Raw genomic sequence first — 25,847 nt, forward strand, 5'->3', positions numbered from 1 at the left:
AAAGAGAGTATGTTAGTTCAGTTAGTTTGTTTATTGTATTGAATCTGCTGGTTTTTGATAAGGTTTATTGTTTTTACCAAAAACAGAGATGTGTACATATCTTTTAGGATTTAATCTTAAATCTTGTAATAATAGTTCTAATTGTTTACTTGTACGTTCAAGGTTGTCATATAACTTTTCGTCTTTAAGCAATTTCCCCATAGTTCCTTTTCCTCCTTGAATATCATTAGCGATTTTATCAAAATTAGCAACAATACCTTTTAAGTCTTTTCCTAATTTCTCTATCTCCACTTTTGATAATCCTTCTGTAAACGTATTCAAGTTTGTTGACATCGCATCAAGATTAGTAAATGTATTGTTTAACTTTTCTTGATTTTGCTCTAATAAAGTATTCAATTTACCTGAAGCTCCTTTAAAAGACTGCATTGTATGATTCAAATTCTTTAATGCAGATTGTATATCCTCTTGTGTGTCTTTGGACAACGTTTTGTTTAAAGAAGTTAACAATGTATTTGCATTAATAATCGCTACTTCAAGTTTTTCTTGTAATGGTGTAAAACGATCATTAACAATGTCTAATATTCCTTCTTCTACTTTACCAGGTAAAGTATCTCCATTTTTTGCTGCTTGAGCTTTATCATGAACTGGTGTTACCGAAAGTGACTTCCCTCCTATCAATCCTGTTCCGTGAATTTGTGCAAAACTATTCTTTGAAAATTCAAAGTCACTATTCACATTAAAAGTTACAATTAGATTTCCTTGATTATTTAAGAAATCAATGCTCTTTACTTTTCCTACTATCAATCCATTGATAGTTACTGGTGAGGATGGTATCAATCCTTCTACATCTTTATAAACCACATAGAATGTTCTATCTGATTCTAAAAGGTTTTTTCCTTTTAAAAAGTTATATCCAAAAATAAATAAAGCAATAGCACTAATTGCTAAAATTCCTGTTTTAACTTCGCGAGTAATTTTCAAAATAGCTATATTTTTTGAGTAACAAATTTAGAAATAAAATTGTATTTTATTAATACGATAGTTATACAATATTATTGTATTTATTTAGATTAATTAGAAACAGTATTCGCTTCTAGTGCTTCACTTAAAGGAATCATTTGATTACCTTTGAAAGCTACTATGAAACTAGATTCAAAACCTTCTTTTTCTGCTTCTTTCTTTTGTCTTTTTATTCTTAAATAATCTGATGTACTTCCATAAAAGTATTTATATCGTTCTCCATACTTAATTCTACTAATCTCTTGTAGTCCATTAAAGTTATATGGTTTAGTTTCTATAGCTCTTGAGCTCGCCGAAATTTGTACTTTAAAGACTATTCCTTCATATATTTCCTGATGTGCTGTATGTTGTACATTATTAGTATACAACGCATCGACACTCTTCTTATAATCTAATATCGATTTAAATATGGATTTAGCCATATCACTTTGACCTCTCTTTGAATTAAGGTATCTCCCTTCTCTATTATTTGTTAAAAAACCTAATTCTATTAATACACTAGGCATAAATGTTTGATGTAAAACGACAAAACCAGCTTGTTTTACCCCTCTACTTTTTCGTTTTAATGATTTAGTAAAACTATCTTGTACTAAACTCGCCAATGCTACACTTTGCTCTAAATATTCTTCTTGTAAAAGTGTAAGTCCTATAACTGATTCTGGAGAATTAGGATCAAATCCATCATAATTTGCTTCATAATTATCCTCTAAGAGAATTACAGAGTTCTCATTTTTTGCGATATCAAAGTTTTCTTTGTTAGCATGTAAACCCAGAACAAATGTTTCTGTCCCCGAAGCTTGTGACCTATGAGCATTACAATGAATTGATACAAATAAATCTGCTTTGGCTTTATTTGCTATATTTCCTCTTTCGTATAACTCAATAAATTTATCCGATTTTCTAGTATATATTACTTCAAATCTTCCATCTTTTTCTAATCGTTTTCCTACATCAAGAACTACTTTTAAAGCAATATCTTTTTCTCTATATCCATTACCTACATTACCAGAATCTTTCCCCCCATGTCCAGCATCTAATACGACCACAAATTTATCAATATGCGGTATAGTATTTGATGACTTAAAACTCAACCCAATACAAATAAAAACAATTAAAATGATTTTAAAATGTGTGCTTTTTTTCATCATAAGTTATTTTTTATATAAAACGACATATCCTATTTATTCAGTATCGTCTTATACTATTTTAATGTTAAATCGGTTATTGATAACAAACATCAAAATCCCCTCTATATACTTAGAACAGTCAGCAGTATAATAATTTTATCTATTATCTAAAAATTTTTTTTATTATTACAACCTTTGCTACCAAAAAATATATGTAATTTTGGCACTTCAAAAACTAAGCCATAGTTGTACAAAAATAGGATTTAAAACATTGCAAAAAACAATACGAAACATACTTTATTCACTTAGTTTGATACTGTTTTGCAGTCAATCAATTACAGCACAAGAAGTGGGTAAAAATACGACTCTAAAAACCAAAGCTCAAGAGGAAGCTATCCCTGTTTTACGTGATTCTGTAAAAAAACCTAAGACAAAAACCCCTGAAGAAGCTTTAAGTGAACAAGCCGCAGATACTGTAAAAATAGACTCTGTAGCTCCAGAACCTCAATTTTTAACTGATAAAGTCACTTATAAAGCTACCGATTATATGCATTTAAGTCGAAAGCACAATAAAATGTATTTATATAATCAAGCAGAGATCATCTACGGTGAGATGCAAATTAATGCTGGGCTTATTATTTTGGACAACGATAAGAATGAAGTATATGCCTACGGAATTAAAGATTCTACAGGAACTTATACGCAAACTCCTATATTTAAACAAGCACAAAATATTGTAGAACCTGATTCTATTCGTTTTAATTTTGATACCGAAAAAGCTTTGATCTACAATTCTAGAACGGAGCAAAGCGGAATGAAAATTTATAATGAAGTATCAAAACGTGAAAATGATTCTGTAGTTTACATGAAAAATGTACGTTTTACAACTTCAGAAAACATTGAGGATCCCGAGTATTACTTCTATGCTAGACGTATCAAGTTTGTGCCTAAGAAAAAAATTGTCACTGGATTAGTTAACATGTATATCGCAGATGTTCCTACTCCATTAGGATTACCTTTTGGTTATTTTCCATTAACAGAAACTCGAACCTCTGGTTTTATTATACCTTCTTATGGACAAGAAAACAATAGAGGATATTTCTTACAAAATGGTGGATACTATTTTGCTATTAGTGACTATGTAGATCTTACTCTTTTAGGAGATTACTATACTAATGGTAGTTATGCTTTGCGGGCTGAGTCAAGTTATGCACTCCGATATCGTTTTAATGGTAATTTTAATGTTCGTTTTGAAAACTTTTTACAAAGTGAACGTGGTTTCCCTGATTTCTCGAGAACGTCTACCTATAATATACAATGGAGACATAGTCAAGATCCTAAAGCGAACCCTAATTCTAGATTTGCTGCTTCGGTTAACTTTGGTAGTAGTGATTATTTTAGACAATCTACCAATCAATTAAACACAGGTAACTTCTTAAATAACAACTTAAGTTCTTCTATTTCGTATTCGAAAACTTTTCAAGGTGATCCAGAAGTAAACATATCCTTGGCTGCAACGCACAATCAAAATACCAATACAGAAGAGGTTAACCTAACATTACCTACACTTAATGCTAGTGTATCAAGAATATTTCCTTTTGCACCTAAATCTGGCACTAAAAAAGGTATTTTTCAAAACATCAACTTTCAATACAATTTAAGAGGTGAAAACCGAATCAGTACAACAGATTCGTTACTTTTTACTTCTCGTATGTTTGATGATGCTCGTATGGGTATTCAACATTCCATTCCTATTAGTACTAACTTTAAGTTATTTAAATATATAAGTGCTAGTGCAAGTACTAATTATCAAGAAAGTTGGGTTTTTGAAACTATAGAACAAAGTTATGATCCTACCGCTAACAACGGTGCTGGTGAAGTAGTTCGAGATACTATAAAAGGTTTTGATACTTTTAGAACATATAACTTTAGTACAAGTTTAGGTACTACTATTTATGGTACTTTCAATTTTAAAGAAACCAGTAAGATTCAAGCTATTCGACATACGATACGTCCATCGATAAGTTACTCTATCAATCCAGCTTTTAATCAATTTTATGATAGTTACACCATACCTGGTAGTAACTCAAACAGTGGTGAAGATGAAGTTGTAGAATATACCAGATTCCAAGGAGGATTCTTTGGGGCACCAAGTAATACTTTTTCTAGTAGCATTGGTTTTTCATTAAGTAACACAGTAGAAGCTAAGGTAAGAAGTAAAGACTCTACTGCTACAGAGCCTAAAAAAGTAAGTTTATTAAATAACTTTAATATTTCAACTGCATATAATTTAGCTGGTGATTCTCTTAGATTAAGTCCGTTATCTATTACTGGTAATATTCCTATTATTACCAATAAATTAGATATTAATTTTAGTGGTGAATTAGATCCTTATGCCTTAGATAATAACAATCGTAAAATTGATGTTTGGAACATTGACAACGGCGGAAGTTTATTTAGACTAACTCGTGCTAGTGCCAATTTTGGTTATTCCTTCTCTAGTAAAGATTTTGAAAAAGGAAAAACAAACGAAAATCAAGCAACTAATGAAACCTTTAGAAATGGAGGTCGTCCCGATAATTTATTTGGTGGTGGAACTGATTTTAGAGATGGTATAGGTAATCAAACTACCGACGATGACAAATCATCTGATAAAGAGACCAAGCATTATCATTACAAAATCCCCTGGTCTTTACGACTTTCATACAATGTAAACTATAACAATAATGCTAGGCAAAATGAGATTTCCTCACATTCTCTTATGTTTTCTGGAGATGTAGAAATTGCTCCTAGATGGACTGTAGGTGTCTCTTCTGGTTATGATCTAAAAAACCCTGGATTCACGTTTACTAACTTAAGATTCCAACGAGACTTAGAAAGTTGGCGTATGAGTTTCAATTGGATTCCGTTTAGTAGTCGTACATCATGGAATTTCTTTATTGGTATCAAATCATCTGTACTTAGTGATATTAAATGGGAAAAACGTAGAGAGCCAGACCGCAGATTATAAACTATCAAATCACACATAAATACAACATTATAATTCTATGAAAAAGATTATCAATACCCCTCAAGCTCCAGCTCCTATAGGGCCTTATAGTCAAGCTGTTTTAACTGGAAATACTTTATATACTTCTGGTCAAATTGCTATTAATCCAGAAACTGGAGATTTAGTTTTGGATGATATTAAAACTGAAGCACAACAAGTAATGCAAAATTTAAAAGCTGTACTTACTGCTGCCGAAATGACTTTTGAAAATGTTATTAAAACAACTATATTCTTAAGTGATATGAATAATTTTGCCGCTGTAAATGACATATATGGTAGTTATTTTGATGAAGCAACAGCTCCTGCAAGAGAAACTGTTGCTGTAAAAACACTACCTAAATCAGTTAATGTAGAAATTTCTGTTATTGCTGTAAAGTAATATCCTTTTATAAAAAAGAAAAGCCTCTTTGATATTGACTCAAAGAGGCTTTTCTTTTGCTTTTATATTCAGTTATCTAATTACTATTTTTCTAGTAGCTTTTGTATTATCTGATGTCATTGTTATTATATATGTTCCTGGTTGTATACCGTCAACAGTAAATGATAAATTATAAATTCCTTTTTCTAATCTATCATTTTGCAATGTTTTAATTAATGTTCCGTTTATATCAAATAATGCTACAGTGATTTCACTATTCTTATTTACTAAATAGTGGACGTTTCCGTTAACCTCTAACGGGTTAGGATAAACTCCAATTACAGTAAAGTTATCATCTTTAATCTTCTCTTGATTTACAAATTCGTTATTGATTGATTTTTCATAAACTCCTTTTAATGCACTACTAGGATTTGAAGTTTTACGTACTCTACAATCATTATTGTTCACATACCAGCTTCTAGAATGCGTCTCACCATTTACAGGTCTTTTAATTTCATTAGTATCATACCAATCTCCCTGTACTCTATCTTCTCTAACATCTAATACATAATATCCATGATTATTTAGATCTACATCTTTAAAATGACTATTCAAAAGTTTTACATAAAACTCTCCTACTCCAGAAATTAATCCTCCTAAAAAGTCTAAATTAGTCGAAGTTACACTTGGTACTACAAATTCACACATCTCACATTTACCATCATATTTTACTTCTCCTATAAATGTACTATGTATATCTCCTGTAAGTACTATCAAGTTATTTATATCGTTATCTTTTATATAACGTAATAATCTATTTCTTTCTTCACTATATCCATCCCAAGCATCGTCTGAAGGAACTCCTTTCCATGGCATAACCATTACTTGATTTCCTATAACTTTCCATCTTGCTTGTGAAGTTCTTAATTCGTTAGTTAACCACTCAAATTGCTCTGCTCCTAAAATAGACTTATATGTTTGATTACTTTTTTCTGCATTTTTTTCATCTTCATATCTCGTCCCTTTTTCTAATAAAAGAGTTAATTCATCTGTTTGCTTTTTATTCGTCAATTCAAAGTTTTGATCTATTACACGTTCTGTAAAAATTGAAATCACACGATCTAATTCTTCTTGATTTAAAGCGTTATCAATCTCTTTATCTGTTACATTAACGTTTAAAATCATAGGCAATACCACTTCTAAAATCTCAGCAACATCTTCTTTTTGAGTTAGATCCTTAGTTGCGATTACTTCTTGAGTAAATTTCTTAAATTCTTTATTTGTCGCGGCTGCACTTATCAAATTTTTAGAACTACTTACTTGAGTCTCTCTACCTTCTATCCTTGTATCTAACATCATTAAGTCCATCAATTTCCCATAAGAGATTTTTCTATAGAGTCTGTATTCTTCAATTGAATTCGCTCTTATAGGCATCCATTCAAAATAAGCTTTATATGCATTAGCTTTTCTAGTAATCCAACTTCCTTCTGTATTAGGATCATGGTTTTCTGCTCCAAATTTATTTGCATCATTTGCAAACTCATGATCATCCCATATATTGATAAAAGGATGTTGTTGGTGTACATTACGTAACATAGGATCTAGTCTATAAAAAGAATATCGTACTCGATAATCATTTAACGTCACTATTTCGTTTGCTGGCAAGTGTATTCTTCCTAGATCATCACTATAACCATAACCACCAGATTCATATTCATAAATATAATCTCCTAGATGGATTACCGCGTCCAGATCATTACGCTTAGCTATTTGATTATACGCATTAAAATATCCTCCTTGATAATTTGAACAAGAAACCACCGCAAATCTTAAATTATCAACCATTTGCTGTTTTTTTGGTGTAGTTCTAGTTTTTCCTATTATTGATTTTATTCCCTCTGCTTCAAATTGATAATAATATGTTTGATAAGCACTGAGTCCTGTAGCATCAACTTTAACTGTATAATCTTTTGATTGATCTGTGATAACTTCTCCTTGGTTAACAATTTGACTCATTCCTTGATCTGTTGCTATTTTCCATTGTACAGTAACAGACGGAGCATTAGTTGTTACACGTGTCCAAATAATTACTGCATCTTCAAGAGGGTCACCAGATGCTACACCATGATAAAAAGGAGCTAATTCTTCATCAAAATACGATGTTATCTGTCCTTGATTTGTGTTACGTTCAATCTTTGTTAAAGTAGATATTACTTCTTGGGCAAATGTAATTTGGGTAATACTAAAAATTACAATTAAAAATTTAAAGTTTAGTTTCATTATGATAAGATTTATGTGTTTTGGCGCGAAAATATGAGATGCGACACAGATAAAATTCTGCTTATTTTCTATTTAATAAATTCATAAAACACATAACTATTTGGTATCAAAAACTTTTAAAATATATAATCTTTTGTTTATTCTTTTTCTTTTTGCTTATGCTATTTTTTAAATATTAAATGCGTTTTTACCGTAAAAAAATTATTTTTGCATCTTATTAATAATCATTCATCAATTCTTATTGACATGAAAAAAACAATGTTTTTCTTGTCCCTAATAGGGACATCTTTTGGTGTTTTTGCACAAAATAATTTTCCACCTTCGGGTAATGTAACTGTTTCCTCTGGAAATATCATTCAATCTGGTAATTACTCTATTGACACACAAGGTTCATTGAAAACTAAAAACTATTTACTATTTGATAGTGATGGTGATTTTACTGGTTCGAATTACTATACGATACAAGACGATCCGAGTGGAAACTATCTACGTATGGGATATAATTTCTCTAACGGTCTTGTATTAACATCTTCTGGTGATGTCGGTCTTGGTAATAGAACTGATCCTAAAGCTAAATTAGATATTTATCAAGGTTCAGAAAGCTGGGCAACAATAATTAAAAACGGTCATGGTTCTGGTAAAGGATTAAAAATTCAAAGTGCAGCTGCTAATAATACACCTGTTCTCTCTGTACAAGACAACTATGACAATACTCGTTTTCAAGTAAACTCTAATGGAAATATTGGTATAGGCACAGACAATCCCCAAAGGAAATTAGAAATTGTAGGTGGTGATAGTTGGCAAATTAAATTATCAAATGATAATGAGCAAAAAAGGCTATATATGGGATGGTATCAAAGTCGTAATGCTATGGAAATCTCTACATGGGATAATGGTACATGGGAAGGTGTTCCTTTGTCCATTAATCCTAAAAAAGTATTTTTTAATGGCAATATAGGTATTGGGACTCAAGCAACAGATTATTATGATTTAGCAACAAGCGGAAATATAAGTGTTGGCGCAGATGGAAATGCTTCTCTATATGCAAGACATATTAATGGAAAAAGCTCTGATAGTTTTGATGCAGAACGTTTATATTTAAACTATGGTACTGGTCATGATGTTTGGGTAGGTAACGAAACAGTAGAAGGATCCGATCTATTCGTTGCTAATGGAAAAATTGGTATTGGTACTACAACACCAAGTAGAAGTTTAACTATTTACTCTGAAGAAAGTAATACTGTTTTGGGAAATAATACCAAATCTGCTATACGAATCAATAATTCTTTTGCAACAAGTTTTGGTAGACGATCTGAATTACAATTTGGATTAAGTGATAATCCCAATGAAAATTTAGCCGTTATTGCTGCAGAATACAGTTCATGGGATGGTGCTACAGGAGGGGATTTGGTATTTGGTACATCTCCTAATAATTCAACTTCAATGGTAGAAAGAATGCGAATTAATCATCAGGGTAGAATTGAGGCTGGTCCTGATGCAACAAAAGGAGGATTGGTATTTGCTCAAAAATATCAAAATGGTAATCATTTAGGTACTTTAAGTTCTAATTTTTCTTCCGGAGCATTTATTATTGGTTATGGTGCTGCAGGTATGCCAAATGAAGGTACTAATGGTCAATTAATTTCAACATTTGATAATTTTAGTGGTTATAGAAGTGCTTTAAGAGTGGGTCCTGGTACTCTAGAATTTTTAAACACTCCTAAAGTACAAACTGCAAAAGGAAGTCAATTACAAGTAACCTCACGTTTTTTAATTAATAAAGAAGGAAATGTAGGTATAGGAACTACAACTACAGGATCTCATAAACTAGCTGTAGATGGATCAATTGGTGCTAGAGAAATCAAAGTAGAAGTAGGTACTTGGTCTGATTTTGTTTTTGAAAAAGATTATGTTCTTCCTACGCTTAAAGAAGTAGAAAATCATATTGCGACTAAAGGTCACCTTAAAGATATTCCTAGTGCTGTAGAAGTTGAAAAAAACGGAATTTTCTTAGGTGAAATGGATGCTAAATTACTTCAAAAAATAGAAGAATTAACATTATATACTATTCAGCAAGAAAAGAAAATTTCTGTACAAGAAGCTACAATTCTACAACAACAAAAAGAACTTGACGAATTAAAATCTCTAGCTAAACGCTTAGCAAAAATTGAAGCTTTACTAGAAAATAAAGAGTAAAGATTATTTTTAAACCGATCATAAATTCTTATAAATTTGAAGCGCGATATTTGATTAAATATCGCGCTTCAAATTTATAGTATGAATAACATAGAAAAAAAATTGCATACCCGTAGTAATTCATCTTGTGAATTATGTAAATCACCTGATGGATTAACAGCTTATATTGTTCCCCCTAAAACAGATTTTAATGAAGACTTTTCTATTTTGATTTGCGAAACTTGCAAAGATCAAATAGAAAACCCTGCTAATATTACTCCAAATCACTGGCGCTGTCTTAATGATAGTATGTGGAGCGAAATCTCGGCTGTTCAAGTTGTAGCTTGGCGTATGCTCACTCGTTTACGCAACGAAGGATGGCCTCAAGATTTATTAGATATGCTCTATCTTGATGAAGAAACTTTGACTTGGGCAAAAGCAACTGGCGAAGGTGATGATGATGAAAACAAAATCAAACATTTTGATAGTAATGGAGTTCAATTACAAGATGGAGATTCTGTAGTCCTTATCAAAGACTTAAATGTAAAGGGAGCTAATTTTACTGCAAAACGAGGAACTGCTGTCCGTAGAATCTCTTTGGTATGGGATAATCCTAATCAAATAGAAGGTCGTGTTGAGGGACAACATATCGTTATTCTTACACAATATGTAAAAAAAATATAATTTTCTTCCTCAGTAAAGTCCTTATAATCATTAATTATAAGGACTTTTATTTTATATTATTATAAATCATTAAGTTTTATTAAATTGATAGCTATAAGTTTTTTCTAAAAATCAACTCATGTCAGAACTTACTGCTACACTAGATAAAGATCGTATCAAATTACCTTTCTCTTTTGACGTCTCAAAAATGCTTTCCGAATTTGAAGCTTTAAAACTTAATCATTTTGAATATTACAATGTTATTCCATTAAGATCTCCCGCCCATCTTGTCGATCCTTCTTTACCATTTCCTCCTCCTGCTTCAAATTATGCCGATGGTTCTTGGACTGATTGGCTTGATACTCCTATTTTAAAACAATCTCCATATTTAACTGAGATTGTAGACTTTTTTCGTCAACATACTACTGTCACTTTAGTTCGTTTATTACGTTTAGCTCCTGGTGCGGTAGTAAAAGAACATACAGATCCTACCTTAGCTATTGATGTACCCGAATCTGTAATTCGATTGACTATTCCGATCTATATAAACGATCAAGTAACTTTCTTTCTAAATAACACTCCTGTAGCTATGTTACCAGGGGAATGCTGGTATTTAAAACTTTCTGATCCTCATAAAATCACAAATTTTGGTGCTACAGAACGTGTTAATTTAACACTTGATATGATACCTAACGATTGGGTAAGAAAAATTATCCATGACAGTCAATAAACTATTCTGTTTTATTATTTTTTATCGTTAAAATTCTCTTAATTATATCTCTGATATTGTTTTGAATTAAGGTAACTTTGCATCCTATTTAAACAATTAGAGTAAGTATATTAATGAGTCACGATATTAACCCCTTATTGACCTTATCCAAAGAGGATATGAAACAATATGGTTATAAAATAGTTGATCATATTGTAGCACATTTTGACACACAAAATGATAAAAAACCTGTAGCAACAGCTACACGAGAAGAAATGGATGCTTTACTAGTCGAAGATATTCCTATGATGCCTAGTGATCCTAATAGTGTATTAGATTTTGTATTAGAAAATGTGATTCCGCATAGTAATATAGTTTCACACCCTAAATCATTTTCTTTTGTTCCTGGACCAAGTAATTATATTAGTGCTATGGCAGATACTATTGCCACTGGATTTAATATTTTTTCTGGAGGATGGGCTGCCTCTCCTGCTGCTGCCGAGTTAGAGATCGTTACAATGAACTGGCTATTAGATATGTTTGGTTTTCCTGCTAAACAAGGAGGAGGAATTTTTACTAGTGGTGGTTCTATGGCAAATCTTACTGCTTTGGTTACAGCCAGAAGAATTAAATGTGGTAGTGATTTTTCAAAGGCAATTATCTATCTTTCTGATCAAGCCCATTCTTCAAATATAAAAGCCATTAAAGTTATTGGTTTTAAAAAAGAGCAAATACGCATTATTCCAACAGATTTAGAATTCAAAATTTCTCTTAATAAATTAAAAAATGCGATAGCCAAAGATCGTTTAGAAGGATTACAACCTTTCTGTATTATTGCTTCTGCTGGAACAACTAATACTGGAACTGTTGATCCTCTTGACGAAATTGCCAAAATATGTGCTCAAGAAGATTTATGGATGCATGTTGATGGAGCTTATGGTGGTGCAGCCATTTTGGGTGATGAAGGAAAATCTTTGTTAAAAGGAATCGAAAAAGCAGACTCACTTACTGTGGATCCCCATAAGTGGTTTTATCAACCTTATGAAATAGGTTGTTTACTTGTTAAAAATCATAATTGGTTAAGCGGAACTTTCAGTGAAAAACCTGAATATTTAAGAGATATTGAAGGTAACGAATCAGAAATTAACTTTTACGATCACGGAATTCAGCTTACTAGACGTTTTAGAGCTTTAAAATTCTATATGTCTATTAAGACTTTTGGATTAGCTTCATTTAAAAAAGCCGTACAATATAATCTTGATTTAGCTGAAACGCTCGAAGGTATTTTAAGACGTAGTAAACTATGGGAAATTATTTCTCCTGCTACTCTAGGAGTTATCAATTTTAGATATAATCCTATTGGAGAAAATCTTTCAGAAAAGCAACTTGATGCTATCAATCAATCTATATCACAACACATAGTTTCTTCTGGTGAAGCCTTATTGGTTACTACTGTATTACAAAACCAAGTGGTACTTCGTATGTGTTTAATCAATCCTAGAACTACTCTAGACCATATTTTAGATACTTTAGCCTTAGGTGAAAAGTTTGGTGAAACAGCATTGACAAAAATTGAATCGTAATCACATCATATTAGAGATAGATCAAAACCTGAAATACTTATATATTTCAGGTTTTGTTTTGTAAGTTTGCTTCGTATATCTCTTTCTAAATTTTTTTTCAATGCATACGTATTCTCATGAATATTTCATGGATCAAGCGCTACAACTTGCAAATGAAGCGGTAGATGATGGTAATCACCCTTTTGCTGCCTTATTGGTTCATAATCAAGAAATAATTCTTGAGGCAAAAAATAGTATTCATACGTCTAAAGATATTACGCGCCATGCCGAATTGAATTTGGTTTCTAAAGCTTCGCAATTATATACCTCAACACAGTTGGCCGAGATGATACTTTACACTACTACAGAGCCATGTGCTATGTGCTCTGGTGCAATTTACTGGTCTGGAATAAAAACTATTATATATGCAGCTTCTGCAACTCATTTAGACCAAATTGCAGGTAAATTCTTGGCTTGTCATAGTACCCAAGTTTTTAAAAATGCTTTAAATCCACCTATAGTTATTGGTGGCATTCTAGAACATAAAGCTATTCTCCAACATCAAAAATATTGGCTTAATTTATAATTTCTCTTTCTATGGATTCTTATGTATTTACTTCGGAACGTTTAGGGTTTCGTAATTGGTCTATTGACGATCTAGAGCAAATGGCAGCTATCAATGCTGATCCTGAGGTGATGGAGTTCTTCCCTTCTATTCCAACTCAAGAAGATACTAAAAACTTTATTCTACGTATGCAAAAACAATATGAGCAACGCAATCATTGTTATTTTGCTGTAGAAGTTTTGGAAACAAAAGAGTTTATTGGTTTTATTGGTTTATCATATCAAGATTATGATACAGATTTTACTCCTTGTGTAGATATAGGATGGCGATTAAAAAAATCATCATGGTTTAATGGCTATGCTACTGAAGGTGCTAAAAAATGTTTAACATATGCTTTTGATGTACTTCAATTAAACGAAGTACTCTCTACTGCTCCTACAATTAACGAAAAATCAATTGCTGTAATGCAAAAAATAGGTATGACCAAAGTAAAAAATTTTGATCACCCTCTATTATTAACAAACGAACGTTTAAAAAAATGTAGTTTATATACTACCTCTAAAGATTAAAAGTGACGAAGTAGAATAGTGTTCTCATTATTCTACTTTATTGTTTAAAACAATACAGGTATAACTTTACCGATTATCATCAAAATAGCGACATAAATAACAGGAAAAATACTTACACATAACCATATAAAATCCTTTTTCCAATCTGATTCTGATTTTATTACAAAAACCATAGATATAATCACAGATCCTAAAACTGATAATCCAAATAATAGTAATGCTAAATATGTTCCATACTCATAAATCCATCTATAATCATAGACATTTTTAAACTCTCCGGCTATTAGTCCTATAAGAATACCATAGATAAAAAGCTCAATCACTAATAAAATGATTCTTTTTAATCTACTCAATTCTTTATACCATAGCCTTATCGCTTTAATACGCTTTAGTAAATTCAAAGTATAATAATTATCCCTCTTTACAACATTAAATACGCTAGATAGACAATAAAAAAAATTATTACCTATCCTCTATTTTTTGTTATAAAATGTATTCCAATACAACAAAAGTATTATTTTTCTACTAATTCACTATACTTCTGTTTCTTTTTCTTAAAAGAATCTTAAATTAGTATCCCTAAGATTATGAAGTCACTAGCGATAAACAGTGAGATTATGCATATTTGTTTTTATGATATATTAAGCTGTAATTATCAACGTTTTCTTAGCTATAATTCCATTTATACACTATGTGTGTGGAGAAAATACTCAAGTATTTTTCAATCTCAACCTAATTCTGAAAACACTTCTATTTTTTTAAATTTTATTTTTTAATTTTATCTAATAATCACAATCGTCTATTCATGAACCCTTCTGCAAATGGTTGGATCACAAAGTTTTTAAAAGACATTGATCAAAACCCTTTATTTCAAACTACTCCTATAATTTCTTTATATGAGCATGTTAAGAATACTGGTTTTGTTTATGGTACTTCTATTTATTTGTTTTATGAACACGATTATGATTTGGATTTATCTGAAGAGGAAAAGACTAAAGTTAATTTACTAGCTTCTCTTATCATTGTATATCACAATATTGCTGATAATGAATCTCGAGAAGATTGCATTAATAAAATTATTGAATTTTATAATTTTATAGATAATTCAAAATCTTTATTTTCATTTTTTAATACTGCTAATGATACTTTAGAGCGTATCATTCATACAAGAATCCAAACCAACGAATCTATTTTCAGAAGAAACTTTAGTCATTTATTTACTAATGCGTTACTTTTTATAGATGTATTAGCTTTTAAACAATATTTATCTCAAAATAGTAATCCTTTGTCTTATGCTACGCAGTTAGAGCGTACCATTACTAATACCGTATTTTGTGCTCTTAATTCTAAAGATCAAAAGAATACTTATGATGAGCTTGTTTTAAAGTTACTTACTTCTTCTATACGTTATAATGAGATTACTGAAGAAGATGAGCACCTAGCTTTTGAACATTTATTTTTAGAACGTTATCAAGATCCTATAGAAAAACAATATATATTGGATTTAACAAGTCTTGCTTTATGGAATGATGGTCATATTGACCCTTATGAACGCCAATTTGTATATAAACTAGGTCATGCTATGCATTTGTCAAAAGAAGCTATTCAATATTCTTTTGATACGGTTCATGCTTTTATAGAAAAGCATAAAACCTCGATTTCATTTTACAATTATTCAAATCCTGCTCGCCATTTTTATAATCAATCTATTCGCTCTATCAACTTATTGATATTAAGAAATAAAAAACGATTAATCAAAGAAATATCACAGAGCAAGGAATTAATGATTTTATTACATCAATCTACACAACGTAATTTAAGCTCAAAAGAAAAGCAGTTAGTTAAAAACCAACTGCTTGATATTTGTAAAACGATTCCTTCATTAGCCATTTTCATTATTCCAGGTGGGAGTTTTATTTTACCAGTTTTGGTCAAGTTTATACCGCAACTTCTCCCCTCTGCCTTTAATGAGAATCACCTTCAAGAATATGATTAAAGATCCATCTTTTTAAGTTCTTTATAATTTTTCTTCAACTTACGTGTTAACAATCCATATAATAAGAAATATATTAATCCTGCAATAAATATTGTTATTATTATAAAGATAAAAAACACAGTCATTATAGCATATTTTGACATTTCGGTATCAGCCAATTCTTTAGTAACTTGAAGATCTCCTCCTCCAAAAAGTACATACCCAAAAGCTATTGTTAGAGCTATTGTTAATATGGACAGGTTAGTTATGACATAATACTTAACCGTTCTTCTAGTCTTAAGTATATTTTTCATTAATTCTTTAGCAGAATCTGTCGTTTGTATCGTTTTATAATTCATATAAAACTTTACCATAAAAAACAAGATTACCGAATAGGATATCACATTCGATACTATAGATATATTTTTATAAATTATATCTTCACCAAACATTTCATAAGCTCCATTTACTCTTCCTATAACTTCTAAAAGGAATAATATAAGAAACTCTCCTACACTTATCATAAAAATCCATTTGACAAGAGATGATGATTTTTTTAGCATCATTTTATAGATCTCGTCATAGGATAATTTGGGTAACTTATCGTCTTGTTTTTTCCAATCTTTTTTTAGCAATTCTAATTCATCCATAATCACGGATTTAATATTTTTTTCAACTTCGTTTTCACTCGATTCATTTTAACCCTTGCGTTCACCTCAGAAATCCCCATAGTTTCAGAGATTTCTCTATAAGATTTGTCTTCCAGATATAGAAATACCAAAGCTTTTTCGATATCATTTAGCTTTTTCACTGCTTCATACATTAATTTCAACCGTTGTTCAACTTCATAGTCGTATTCTTCTGCACTAATCTTAAAACTTAATGCATCATAATCTGAAGTTTTTATGTTCTTTTTTGATTTTCTGTATAAAGTGATAGCTGTGTTTAATGCAACTCTATACATCCATGTACTAAACTTAGCATCTCCTCTAAATTTGGGATATGCTTTCCAGAGTTGGATGGTTATCTCTTGAAACAAATCATTATGTGAATCAGAGTCGCTTGTATATATACGACATACCTTATGCACTATATTTTGATTCTTCTCAAGTAGCGTTACAAAACTATGTTCTAAATCTTTATTCACTTTGGTCAATTACACTGTATAAGTAGCTATTAAATATTATTTGTTACACCTTTTTTTTATTTTTTTTTGCTTCTCTATTTTCAGCCTGTTTTTTCCTCTATAAATTTATCATTTATACCATACTTTATTCCTTTTTTATACTATAATATTTTAGAGCCTCCGTATCTTTGTAATACAACTACAGCGTTATGAATATACCTAAAACTAATACCCCCAGATTAGTGATTATAGGGGGTGGTTTTGCAGGGGTTTCTCTTGCTAGAAATCTCTTAAAAGAAAAAGTTCAAATTGTACTTATTGACCGACAAAACTATCATACTTTTCAACCACTACTCTATCAAGTTTCTACAGCTTCTTTAGAACCTGATTCTATAGCTTATCCTCTTCGTAAAGTCGTTAAAAAGGGAACCAATACTTTTTTTAGAATGGCCGAAGTTTCTGCTATAAATGATACTACAAAAACCATTCACACTTCTATTGGTAATCTCACTTATGATTATCTGGTCATTGCTACTGGTGCTCGCACTAATTTTTTTGGAAATAAGAATGTGGAGCAGCATGCCATGCGAATGAAAAATTTACCTCAAGCATTGAATTTAAGGAGTTTTTTACTCGAAAATCTAGAGCAAGCCGTAATTACAAAAGATCCTAAACAACGAAAAGAATTACTGCGTTTTGTAATTGCTGGTGCTGGTCCTACAGGTGTTGAACTTGCAGGTGGAATTGCAGAACTTAAAATCAACGTACTTCCTCGTGATTATCCTGATATGGATTTTGACGAAATGGAAATTCATCTTATAGAAGGTGCCAATCGTGTATTACCTCCTATGAGTGCTAAAGCTTCAAAAAAAGCAGCTGATTTTTTAACCCAATTAGGGGTTCACATACACTTAAATACCTTAGTTAGTGATTACAGTAATAATATTGTTACTACAACTACTGGTAATATTTTTGAAACAGCTACATTTATATGGGCGGCAGGTGTAACTGGTGCTCCTGTTGACGGAATTCAAGCAGATTCACTAATCCCTAGAGCTAATCGATACGAGGTAAATCGTTTTAATCAAATAAAAGGTTATGAGCATATATTTGCATTAGGTGATATTGCATTAATGCAAACTCCTGCATTTCCTAAAGGACATCCTATGGTAGCACAACCTGCCATTCAACAAGGTAAACATTTAGCCAAAAACCTAAAACGTTTATTAAAAGGTAAAGAAATGCTTCCTTTTACTTATTTTGACAAAGGTTCTATGGCTACAATCGGAAGAAACAAAGCCGTAGTTGATCTAGGTAAGTTTAAATTTGCTGGATTCTTCGCTTGGTTTGTATGGATGTTTATTCATTTATGGTTTTTAGTAGGTTTTAGAAACCGCTTTGTGACATTCTTTAATTGGTCTTATAATTATATTAATTATGATAAAGCCGCAAGACTAATCGTTCGTCCCTTTAAAAATAAAATTGACGTAACAGAAAAAGTATAACACTGTTATCGTACAATTATAAAGTCTCATTGTTTAAGTATTCTTTAATCAATGAGACTCTTCTTTTAGAATCACAATTGAACCTTCTATTCTTACAGTTCGGTTATTTATAATTCCCTTTTTTTTATTCAAAATGGACTTTTGTTTCAGAAATCAAACAAAATCTATTTTAATGAAAACTTTATATCTCTTTCTTATCTTCATTTTAACTTCAATACTATCCATAGCACAAACCACAGTTAACGGTATAGTAACAGATACTAAAAATAATCCTATTGCAGGAGCTAATGTTTATATTGAAGGTACTTATGATGGAGGTTCAACAGATGACAAAGGCGCTTTTTCTTTTACTACTTCTAGCGAAAACGTTCAAAGCTTAGTCATTTCTTTCCTCTCTTTTGAAACCTATACACTTACTCTAGATGTTTCAAAAATGAAAGATTTAAACATTCGTTTAAAAGATGATGTTAATGCCTTAGATAGTGTTATTTTAACAGCAGGTTCTTTTGCTGCTGGAGATAATAGTAAAGCCTCTGTATTAAAACCTTTGGATATTGTTACTACTGCAGGAGCTGCTGGTGATTTTATCGCTGCTTTTCAAACATTGCCTGGAACTTCTACTGTAGGCGAAGATGGTCGTTTATTCGTGAGAGGTGGTGATGCTAATGAAACTAATATCTATATTGACAATCTACGTGTTTTTCAACCGTTTTCTCCTACTGCTAATAACTTACCTACTCGAGGTCGCTTTTCTTCTTTTTTATTTAGAGGAATGAATTTCTCTACAGGTGGTTATGCCGCTGAATATGGAAATGCATTGTCTAGTGTTTTATTATTGAATACGATACACGAGCCTGAAGAGAAAACTGATTTACAATTTATTAATGTAGGATTAGGTGCAGGTCATACCAAAAAATGGAATAAAAGTTCATTAAGTATTAATAGTTTTTATCTTAATTTAAAGCCATACCAAAATATTGTACATCAACGTGTAGATTGGATCAAGCCTTATGAATCTCTTTCTGGCGAAAGTGTTTATCGCTATCATTTTAATAAAGGTACGCTAAAAGTCTATGGAGGATTGAGTTATTCTAATTTTAAACTAAATCAAGAAGATATAAATGTACCTGAAGGCATTTATTTTGGCTTAAAAAACCGTAATCTTTATATCAATTCTTCTTATCAAGGTGATCTTTCTCATGATTGGCAAATTCATGCTGGAGCTAGTTATGCAAATGATGATTCTTCTATAGAAATCGTAGAGACTGATGTAAAAGATCAAGTACATGATGCTCATCTCAAAGTAAAACTAAAAAAGAGATTCAGTAATCGTTTTAAATTCTCTCTAGGAGCAGAACATTTTATTAATTCGTTTCATGAAATTGCTACAGATCCTTCTTTTGACGTTTTTAAAACCGATTATCAAAATAATAGTTCTGCAGCTTTCGCTGAAGCTAACATATTCTTCAGTAAAGATTTAGCCTTACAAACAGGTCTACGTGCAACACATAATTACTTATTAGAAGAAACACATCTTAGCCCTAGATTAGCATTAGCATATAAAATTGCTCCAAAATCTCAGCTATCCTTAGCTTACGGTGATTTTTATCAAACTCCTAACAGTCAAGTTTTAAAATATGACACTGCGCTTTCATCAGAAAAAGCAACGCATTATATTCTTAATTATTTATATCAAAAAGATCGCAGAACTTTTAGGGCAGAAATCTATTATAAAGATTATAATAATCTTATTAAATATAATACCGAACAACCTGAATTTAATAGTCTATACAATAATACTGGAGAAGGTTATGCTACAGGATTAGACTTATATTGGAGAGATAATAAAACTTTTAAAAACTTTGAATATTGGGCTAGTTACTCTTATCTAGATACACAACGTAATTATCGAAACTATCCTCAAAAAGCCACACCTAATTTTGCATCAAAACACAACGCTTCTTTTGTAGGAAAATATTTTGTCAGTGATTGGAAATCCTTATTAGGTTTTAGTTATAATATAGCTTCTGGTAGGCCTTATACAAATCCTAATACAACCGCTTTTCAAGGTGCAAAAACTAAGGCTTATCATTCTTTAAATTTAAATTGGGCATATTTAATAAGTCAACAAAAAATAGTATACGTTTCTGTTTCAAATGTCTTAGGTACAAAGAATATTTTCAACTATCAATATGCAAACTCTCCTAACACCCAAGGAGTATTTAATAGGCGTGCTATAGAGCCCGCTGCGGATCGCTTTTTTATCGTTGGATTCTTTTGGACAATTAGCGATAATAAAAAAGATAATCAGTTAGATAATCTATAATACCCTAGTCTAAATCAACCATTCTAAATCTGAATCTTTTTTTTGATGGAATTTGAGCAATCGTATTTATCGCCTCGTCAGTTAAAATTAATACTCTGGGATATCCCCCCGTAGTTTGACAATCTCTCATTAGTACAATTAATTTGCCTCCAGAAGTAAGCTGAATTGTACCAGGTAAAACTGGAGACGTAATCATTTCTGATAACGTATTTGGAAGTATTTCTTCTAGCTGAATACCCATTCGACTTCTCGTTATCGAGATCGTAAAATATTGTGTTAATAATTGTTCTTTTTCTGTTGTTGAAAGTCTCTTAAATTCGGGTCCAGCATGACAATCTAAAAGGGGTTCATTTGTTATTTCTGGAACTCGGATTGATGTGAAATTTGGTTCTTGACAACCTATTTCCTTATAAGGTAGCCTATCATTTTTTCCTACAAAAAAATCTGTAGTAATTCCTTTATAAAAACTTCTACTACCAAGTACAATTGGTGTCAAAAAACCTCCTTTAATAGCGATATAACTATAGACATTTTTTGTAGTAAAATTTAGTTTCAGTTTGCTTTGTTCTGGAACAAAAATCTTCTTATTAAATGAGATCTCATTTCCATTCAAAAAAGCTTTTGTTTTTGCTCCAGTAAGTGCAATAAACGTTGCTTTTTTAAATAATAAAGCTGGCCCTTTTATACTCCATTCTATAACAGCAGCATTAGCGTTATTACCCAATAAAGCATTACCTAAATCAAACGATTTTTGGTCCATCACACCACTCACAGGAACTCCTAAATGTCTAAAACCATCTCTTCCTTTATCCTGTATTGTAGCCAATTTTACATCATTTAGAACCTCAACTTCTCCCATCAATTATTTTGTATTCAGGTTTATATTTTCTTAATTCTACATCAGCACTTATGGCGTTATATTCTTTTTCATCTACACTATAAAATTGAATTTGATCTCCAGCTTCGATAAATGTTGGTTTTTCTAATTGTACATCAAAAAAACGTAATGGTGTTCGTCCTATTCCATACCAACCACCTGGACTTTCTATTGGATATATACCTGTTTGTTTTCCTCCTATAGCAACTGTTCCTGGTTTTATTTTTAAAGACGGAATTTCTTTTCTATCAATAAAAAGTTTTTCGTCTAATCCTCCTAAATATAAAAACCCTGGTAAAAAACCAGTGAAGTACATCGTATATTTTGAAGCGGTGTGGAGCGCTATAATTTCAGTAATGTCTAACTTTTTTTGTTTAGCATAAGTCGATAAATCTTCGACTACTTTTTCTGAATAGCAAACTGGAATTTGCCAAACTTTTCGATTATATTTGATGTCATCAGTTAATGTATAGTATATATTTTTCAAGAGATCAACCTTATCATAGAAATTCTCTATATCTAAATCATAAAAAATTAATAATGAGTTATATCCATTAATTACCTGAAGTTTTTCTTTAAGGCTTTCTTGTTTTATTCTTTTTTTGAATCTTATGATATCATAAAGAATATTTTCGTTAATTTCTTGAGGCCATTCTATCAGAATACTATACGCTCCATATCTCGAATAATTTAAGTCAAACATAATTTAATTTTTATTCGATAATGATATTTTCAGATTCTAATTTGGTAGTGACATATTTTAAAATAGCCACAGCTTCGGGATTATCTCCATGTACACATATCGTATCAATAGGTACTTTCAACAATGTTCCTTTATTCGTTTTTATTTTATTTTCGGTAATCATTCTATGTACATGTGTATATACATCTTCAGGATTTTTTAATACTGCATTATATAGTTTTCGCGAGACTAATGTCAAATCATTATTATAATTTCTATCTGCAAAAGTCTCATATTTCACTTCTACTCTATCTATAGCCAAATCTGCTATTATTGATTTTGGAGGTACTATCAAAATTGAACTTTTATCGACATTTTCTACAACGCTCAAAATCACTTCTGCTATTTCATGATTATTAACCGCATCATTGTATAATGCTCCATGAGGTTTAATATGATGCATTTTCACACCAAACTCTTTTGCTATTTTTTGAAAATTTTGGATTTGCATAGTCAACGTATCAACTAATTGTTCTTTTAAAATATTCATAGATATCCTACCAAAATTTTCTCGATCAGGATACGAAGGGTGTGCTCCTATTTTTACACCATGTTGGTGAGCTAACGCTATCGTTTTTTTTATTTCGTCATCATTTCCAGCATGCATACCACAAGCTATATTGCACCACGAAATACACGGCATAATTTCTTTATCAAAACCTGCTTCTTCTCCTACATCTGCATTAAGTACTATAGCATATTTTTTTACCATGTTTCTATCACCTTCCATATACTTCTACAACCCAAAAATATTGCAATAATCACAATACAAATTCCTACAAAATTTTGTTTCCAAGAATTTGTGTATTCACCCAAAATATTCTTCTTATTCATAACCCATAATAGGAAGCCTGCTATAATAGGTAATAACAATCCATTGGCTATTTGAGCAAACCTAATAATCTCTATAGATTTTATCCCTAAAGAAGAAAACACAACTCCTAAAACTAGTATAAAAATCCATACCGATCTAAACCGAAAAGTCTTTAATCCTCCCTCCCAATTTAAACATCCTTTTACTACATATGCTGCTGCTAATGGTGCTGTAATAGCCGATGTAATTCCTGCTGCAAATAATCCTAAAGAGAGTACATATTTTGCTCCTTTTCCAAAAACAGGTGCTAAACTTTTTGCTAAATCTGCAGCATTATTCACTTCTACATTTTGAATTGCTGCCCCTGCTATGATAATAGCCATAGATACTAATCCTCCTAAAATAATAGCTATTTGAGTATCTTTTCTAGCTACGGGTAAATCTTCTGGTTTCTTCCATTTTTCGCTAACAACAGATGCATGTAAAAACAAATTATATGGCACTACAGTTGTACCTATCAATCCGATAATCATCAATAATTTCTCTGAAGAAAAATCAGGTACAAATCCTTTAAATAAAGCTCCTAAATCTGGCTTTGTTACAATTGCGGTAACGATAAAGGATATGCTCATAAATAGTACTAACACGATCAAACTACGTTCTAATATCTTATAGTTTCCTATATATAATACGATAAAAGCAATACTACCAATAAGGATACTCATATAATTAATCTTAATGGCTCCCAGATATATTACAGGATCTCCAAAAACTGTTGCCAACCCTAATACACCTCCACTTATATTACCTGCTTCATAAGCTGCATTTCCAATAAAAATTGCAGAGAGTATAACCACTATTAAAAACCCTTTTATTATAGGATTTTTAAATTGTGTTTTTAGCACTTCACTAAGTCCTTGTTGTGTTACTATACCTAAGCGTGCAGACATTTCTTGTAATACAATACATGCTATAATAGATAAGCCCAGTGCCCATAATAATTCATATCCAAATTGCACTCCTGCCAAAGTACATACTGTTACTGTTCCTGGACCAATAAAAGCTGCTGTAACCAAGGTTCCTGGACCAATATTTTTTAACCAATTTTTCATAGGTTATTCTTTTGATCCTTGATCTAAAGCATAGATAGCAAAACTTCCTAACCAGTGTCCTCCTTCATAACTATCTCCTACCAAGTTTGGTAATGAATATACTATGTGTTTATTTGCTATAGCCATTAAATGTTGATATTCTGGATATTGATTTGCTAGTCCGTATAATACCCATGCTCTACTAAAGTTTAGCCCATCTAGATGCACTAATTTTCCATCGGTACGATCAGAAACTTTTCCTACTTCTATATCAAAATCTGCATTTTCTAGCTGCGGCATAAATTGTGTTATCCAAACTTTAAAGGCATCTTTATTTAATACTCTTCTCATTAAATCAATTTCTTCTAAACACGGTGATAAAAAGTCATATCCACTAGGTTCCCAACCTATAGGACAATTGGCATCACTATTATAAAATGCCAAAGCTTTTTTTGTTATAGCTTCTTTTAATGCTTCATTTTTTATCGTTATAGCATAATCCCAAGCAAAAGAAAGTCCAAAAGCAGTATTGGTATGTTCTCCTACTCGTATTGGGTAATTTAACTTAGGTAAAAACTCTAAATATCTAGTTACAATTAGATCTGTAAGTGGTTGTAGATTAGTTTCTAATTCTTTGGCCAAAGGATCATTCCAAGTATGTAATTCTTCTGCTAATTTGAGTAACCATGCCCATCCATAAGTACGCTCATAAGAAGTGTTATGTTTTCCTTTAAAATAAGTTACTTCTGCTAGTATGTTTTCTTTGGTTATATTTTCTTGAAGTTTTTTTCTAATTTCTTCTTCTTTTGCTAAACCTTTGAACTCTTTTAATAGCTTTACTAATGACCAATGTCCATGTACTGCAGAATGCCAGTCAAAACAGCCATAAAAAGCAGGATGCAATTGACTAGGTTCTCCTAAATCTTCTTTCTCTCCTATTACTTGATTTAATTTATTAGGATATTCAGTTTGCATACAAGCCAAAGGTAGCTCTGCTAGTTTATTTGCTTCTGCCAAAGTCAATTTTTTAGCAGCTTTTTCTACGTTTTTTAGAGGCATTGCTTTAGGCGTTGAACTGGATATTGAAGTTTCAGGGGTTTCTTTAGTTTGTGTACAGGCTATAGAAACACAGAATAGCATGAGTAATACAATTCGGTTCATGTAGTTTGCATTTAAATTTATGCATTAAATGTATTCTTTTTATATAGTTTTTATAGTATTCTCTCCTTATTATTTTACAATACGTTATTAAAACATCTATTTTTTAACAATTCTTTAAACTAAAAAAGGGATACTAAATAGCATCCCTTTCCT

At 31.2% G+C, this 25,847-nt stretch carries 22 protein-coding genes; 11 read left to right on the plus strand and 11 right to left on the minus strand.

Annotated features, from left to right (window positions below):
- Positions 1-30: 30 nt before the first annotated feature.
- A complete protein-coding gene (locus tag ACYEKI_RS03255) occupies positions 31-981 on the minus strand; it encodes an MlaD family protein (protein WP_459209725.1) in 951 nt (316 codons plus the stop codon).
- Between the two features lie 89 nt (positions 982-1,070).
- A complete protein-coding gene (locus ACYEKI_RS03260; protein ID WP_459209726.1) occupies positions 1,071-2,168 on the minus strand; it encodes an N-acetylmuramoyl-L-alanine amidase family protein in 1,098 nt (365 codons plus the stop codon).
- Positions 2,169-2,367: 199 nt separating this feature from the next.
- On the opposite strand from ACYEKI_RS03260, the gene ACYEKI_RS03265 reads away from it, so the two are divergent.
- Positions 2,368-5,157, plus strand: coding sequence for a putative LPS assembly protein LptD (locus tag ACYEKI_RS03265; protein WP_459209727.1), 2,790 nt, complete (start codon positions 2,368-2,370; stop codon positions 5,155-5,157).
- Between the two features lie 37 nt (positions 5,158-5,194).
- The gene (locus tag ACYEKI_RS03270) at positions 5,195-5,575 is read left to right on the plus strand and encodes a RidA family protein (RefSeq protein WP_459209728.1); all 381 of its coding nucleotides are present in this window, start codon (positions 5,195-5,197) and stop codon (positions 5,573-5,575) included.
- A 72-nt stretch (positions 5,576-5,647) separates the two neighbouring features.
- Here ACYEKI_RS03270 and ACYEKI_RS03275 read toward each other — a convergent pair whose 3' ends face one another.
- Positions 5,648-7,834 carry an alkaline phosphatase D family protein gene (locus ACYEKI_RS03275; RefSeq protein ID WP_459209729.1) on the minus strand — a complete coding sequence of 729 codons (2,187 nt, stop codon included), beginning with the start codon at positions 7,832-7,834 and terminating at the stop codon, positions 5,648-5,650.
- Positions 7,835-8,080: 246 nt separating this feature from the next.
- Between ACYEKI_RS03275 and ACYEKI_RS03280 the strand changes: the two genes are divergently transcribed.
- From ACYEKI_RS03280 to ACYEKI_RS03305, 6 genes are all read left to right on the plus strand, one after another.
- Positions 8,081-10,030, plus strand: coding sequence for a hypothetical protein (locus ACYEKI_RS03280; protein ID WP_459209730.1), 1,950 nt, complete (start codon positions 8,081-8,083; stop codon positions 10,028-10,030).
- Positions 10,031-10,111: 81 nt separating this feature from the next.
- On the plus strand, positions 10,112-10,693 hold the full coding sequence (locus ACYEKI_RS03285) for a PhnA domain-containing protein (protein WP_459209731.1): 582 nt from the start codon (positions 10,112-10,114) through the stop codon (positions 10,691-10,693).
- A gap of 118 nt (positions 10,694-10,811) precedes the next feature.
- A complete protein-coding gene (locus tag ACYEKI_RS03290; protein WP_459209732.1) occupies positions 10,812-11,402 on the plus strand; it encodes an aspartyl/asparaginyl beta-hydroxylase domain-containing protein in 591 nt (196 codons plus the stop codon).
- Between the two features lie 113 nt (positions 11,403-11,515).
- Positions 11,516-12,964, plus strand: a complete 1,449-nt coding sequence (locus ACYEKI_RS03295; RefSeq protein ID WP_459209733.1) for a pyridoxal phosphate-dependent decarboxylase family protein — start codon at positions 11,516-11,518, stop codon at positions 12,962-12,964.
- A 100-nt stretch (positions 12,965-13,064) separates the two neighbouring features.
- Positions 13,065-13,529 carry a nucleoside deaminase gene (locus ACYEKI_RS03300; protein WP_459209734.1) on the plus strand — a complete coding sequence of 155 codons (465 nt, stop codon included), beginning with the start codon at positions 13,065-13,067 and terminating at the stop codon, positions 13,527-13,529.
- 11 nt (positions 13,530-13,540) lie between these two features.
- A complete protein-coding gene (locus ACYEKI_RS03305) occupies positions 13,541-14,077 on the plus strand; it encodes a GNAT family N-acetyltransferase (protein WP_459209735.1) in 537 nt (178 codons plus the stop codon).
- Positions 14,078-14,121: 44 nt separating this feature from the next.
- Here the strand turns inward: ACYEKI_RS03305 and ACYEKI_RS03310 are convergent, their stop codons facing one another.
- Positions 14,122-14,478: a hypothetical protein gene (locus tag ACYEKI_RS03310; RefSeq protein WP_459209736.1), complete on the minus strand. Its 357-nt coding sequence runs from the start codon at positions 14,476-14,478 to the stop codon at positions 14,122-14,124.
- Positions 14,479-14,882: 404 nt separating this feature from the next.
- Here ACYEKI_RS03310 and ACYEKI_RS03315 point away from each other — a divergent pair, with 404 nt between their 5' ends.
- Positions 14,883-16,073 carry an LETM1-related biofilm-associated protein gene (locus ACYEKI_RS03315; RefSeq protein ID WP_459209737.1) on the plus strand — a complete coding sequence of 397 codons (1,191 nt, stop codon included), beginning with the start codon at positions 14,883-14,885 and terminating at the stop codon, positions 16,071-16,073.
- Here ACYEKI_RS03315 and ACYEKI_RS03320 read toward each other — a convergent pair.
- Positions 16,070-16,702, minus strand: coding sequence for a hypothetical protein (locus ACYEKI_RS03320; RefSeq protein ID WP_459209738.1), 633 nt, complete (start codon positions 16,700-16,702; stop codon positions 16,070-16,072). The two genes, ACYEKI_RS03315 and ACYEKI_RS03320, sit on opposite strands and share 4 nt — an antisense overlap.
- Positions 16,703-16,704: 2 nt before the next feature.
- A complete protein-coding gene (locus tag ACYEKI_RS03325) occupies positions 16,705-17,199 on the minus strand; it encodes an RNA polymerase sigma factor (protein WP_459209739.1) in 495 nt (164 codons plus the stop codon).
- A gap of 188 nt (positions 17,200-17,387) precedes the next feature.
- Between ACYEKI_RS03325 and ACYEKI_RS03330 the strand changes: the two genes are divergently transcribed.
- Both ACYEKI_RS03330 and ACYEKI_RS03335 read left to right on the plus strand, forming a co-directional pair.
- Positions 17,388-18,683 (plus strand): NAD(P)/FAD-dependent oxidoreductase, encoded by a 1,296-nt coding sequence (locus ACYEKI_RS03330; protein ID WP_459209740.1) that lies wholly within the window; start codon positions 17,388-17,390, stop codon positions 18,681-18,683.
- A 172-nt stretch (positions 18,684-18,855) separates the two neighbouring features.
- The gene (locus ACYEKI_RS03335) at positions 18,856-21,009 is read left to right on the plus strand and encodes a TonB-dependent receptor (protein WP_459209741.1); all 2,154 of its coding nucleotides are present in this window, start codon (positions 18,856-18,858) and stop codon (positions 21,007-21,009) included.
- A gap of 4 nt (positions 21,010-21,013) precedes the next feature.
- Here the strand turns inward: ACYEKI_RS03335 and ACYEKI_RS03340 are convergent, their stop codons facing one another.
- From ACYEKI_RS03340 to ACYEKI_RS03360, 5 genes are read right to left on the minus strand one after another with little or no spacing between them, the layout of a single operon-like run.
- Positions 21,014-21,868 carry a 5-oxoprolinase subunit C family protein gene (locus ACYEKI_RS03340; RefSeq protein WP_459209742.1) on the minus strand — a complete coding sequence of 285 codons (855 nt, stop codon included), beginning with the start codon at positions 21,866-21,868 and terminating at the stop codon, positions 21,014-21,016.
- Positions 21,855-22,589 (minus strand): 5-oxoprolinase subunit PxpB, encoded by a 735-nt coding sequence (gene pxpB / locus ACYEKI_RS03345; RefSeq protein ID WP_459209743.1) that lies wholly within the window; start codon positions 22,587-22,589, stop codon positions 21,855-21,857. The genes ACYEKI_RS03340 and pxpB overlap by 14 nt, the downstream gene beginning before the upstream one ends.
- Before the next feature lie 10 nt (positions 22,590-22,599).
- Positions 22,600-23,340 (minus strand): 5-oxoprolinase subunit PxpA, encoded by a 741-nt coding sequence (gene pxpA / locus ACYEKI_RS03350; protein ID WP_459209744.1) that lies wholly within the window; start codon positions 23,338-23,340, stop codon positions 22,600-22,602.
- Positions 23,334-24,554, minus strand: coding sequence for an Nramp family divalent metal transporter (locus ACYEKI_RS03355; protein WP_459209745.1), 1,221 nt, complete (start codon positions 24,552-24,554; stop codon positions 23,334-23,336). Before ACYEKI_RS03355 ends, pxpA begins: the two co-directional genes overlap by 7 nt.
- A gap of 3 nt (positions 24,555-24,557) precedes the next feature.
- Positions 24,558-25,694: a DUF2891 domain-containing protein gene (locus tag ACYEKI_RS03360; protein ID WP_459209746.1), complete on the minus strand. Its 1,137-nt coding sequence runs from the start codon at positions 25,692-25,694 to the stop codon at positions 24,558-24,560.
- Positions 25,695-25,847: the final 153 nt, after the last annotated feature.

The sequence above is a fragment of the Aquimarina rhabdastrellae genome (genome assembly GCA_947387485.1).
Lineage (GTDB): Bacteria > Bacteroidota > Bacteroidia > Flavobacteriales > Flavobacteriaceae > Aquimarina.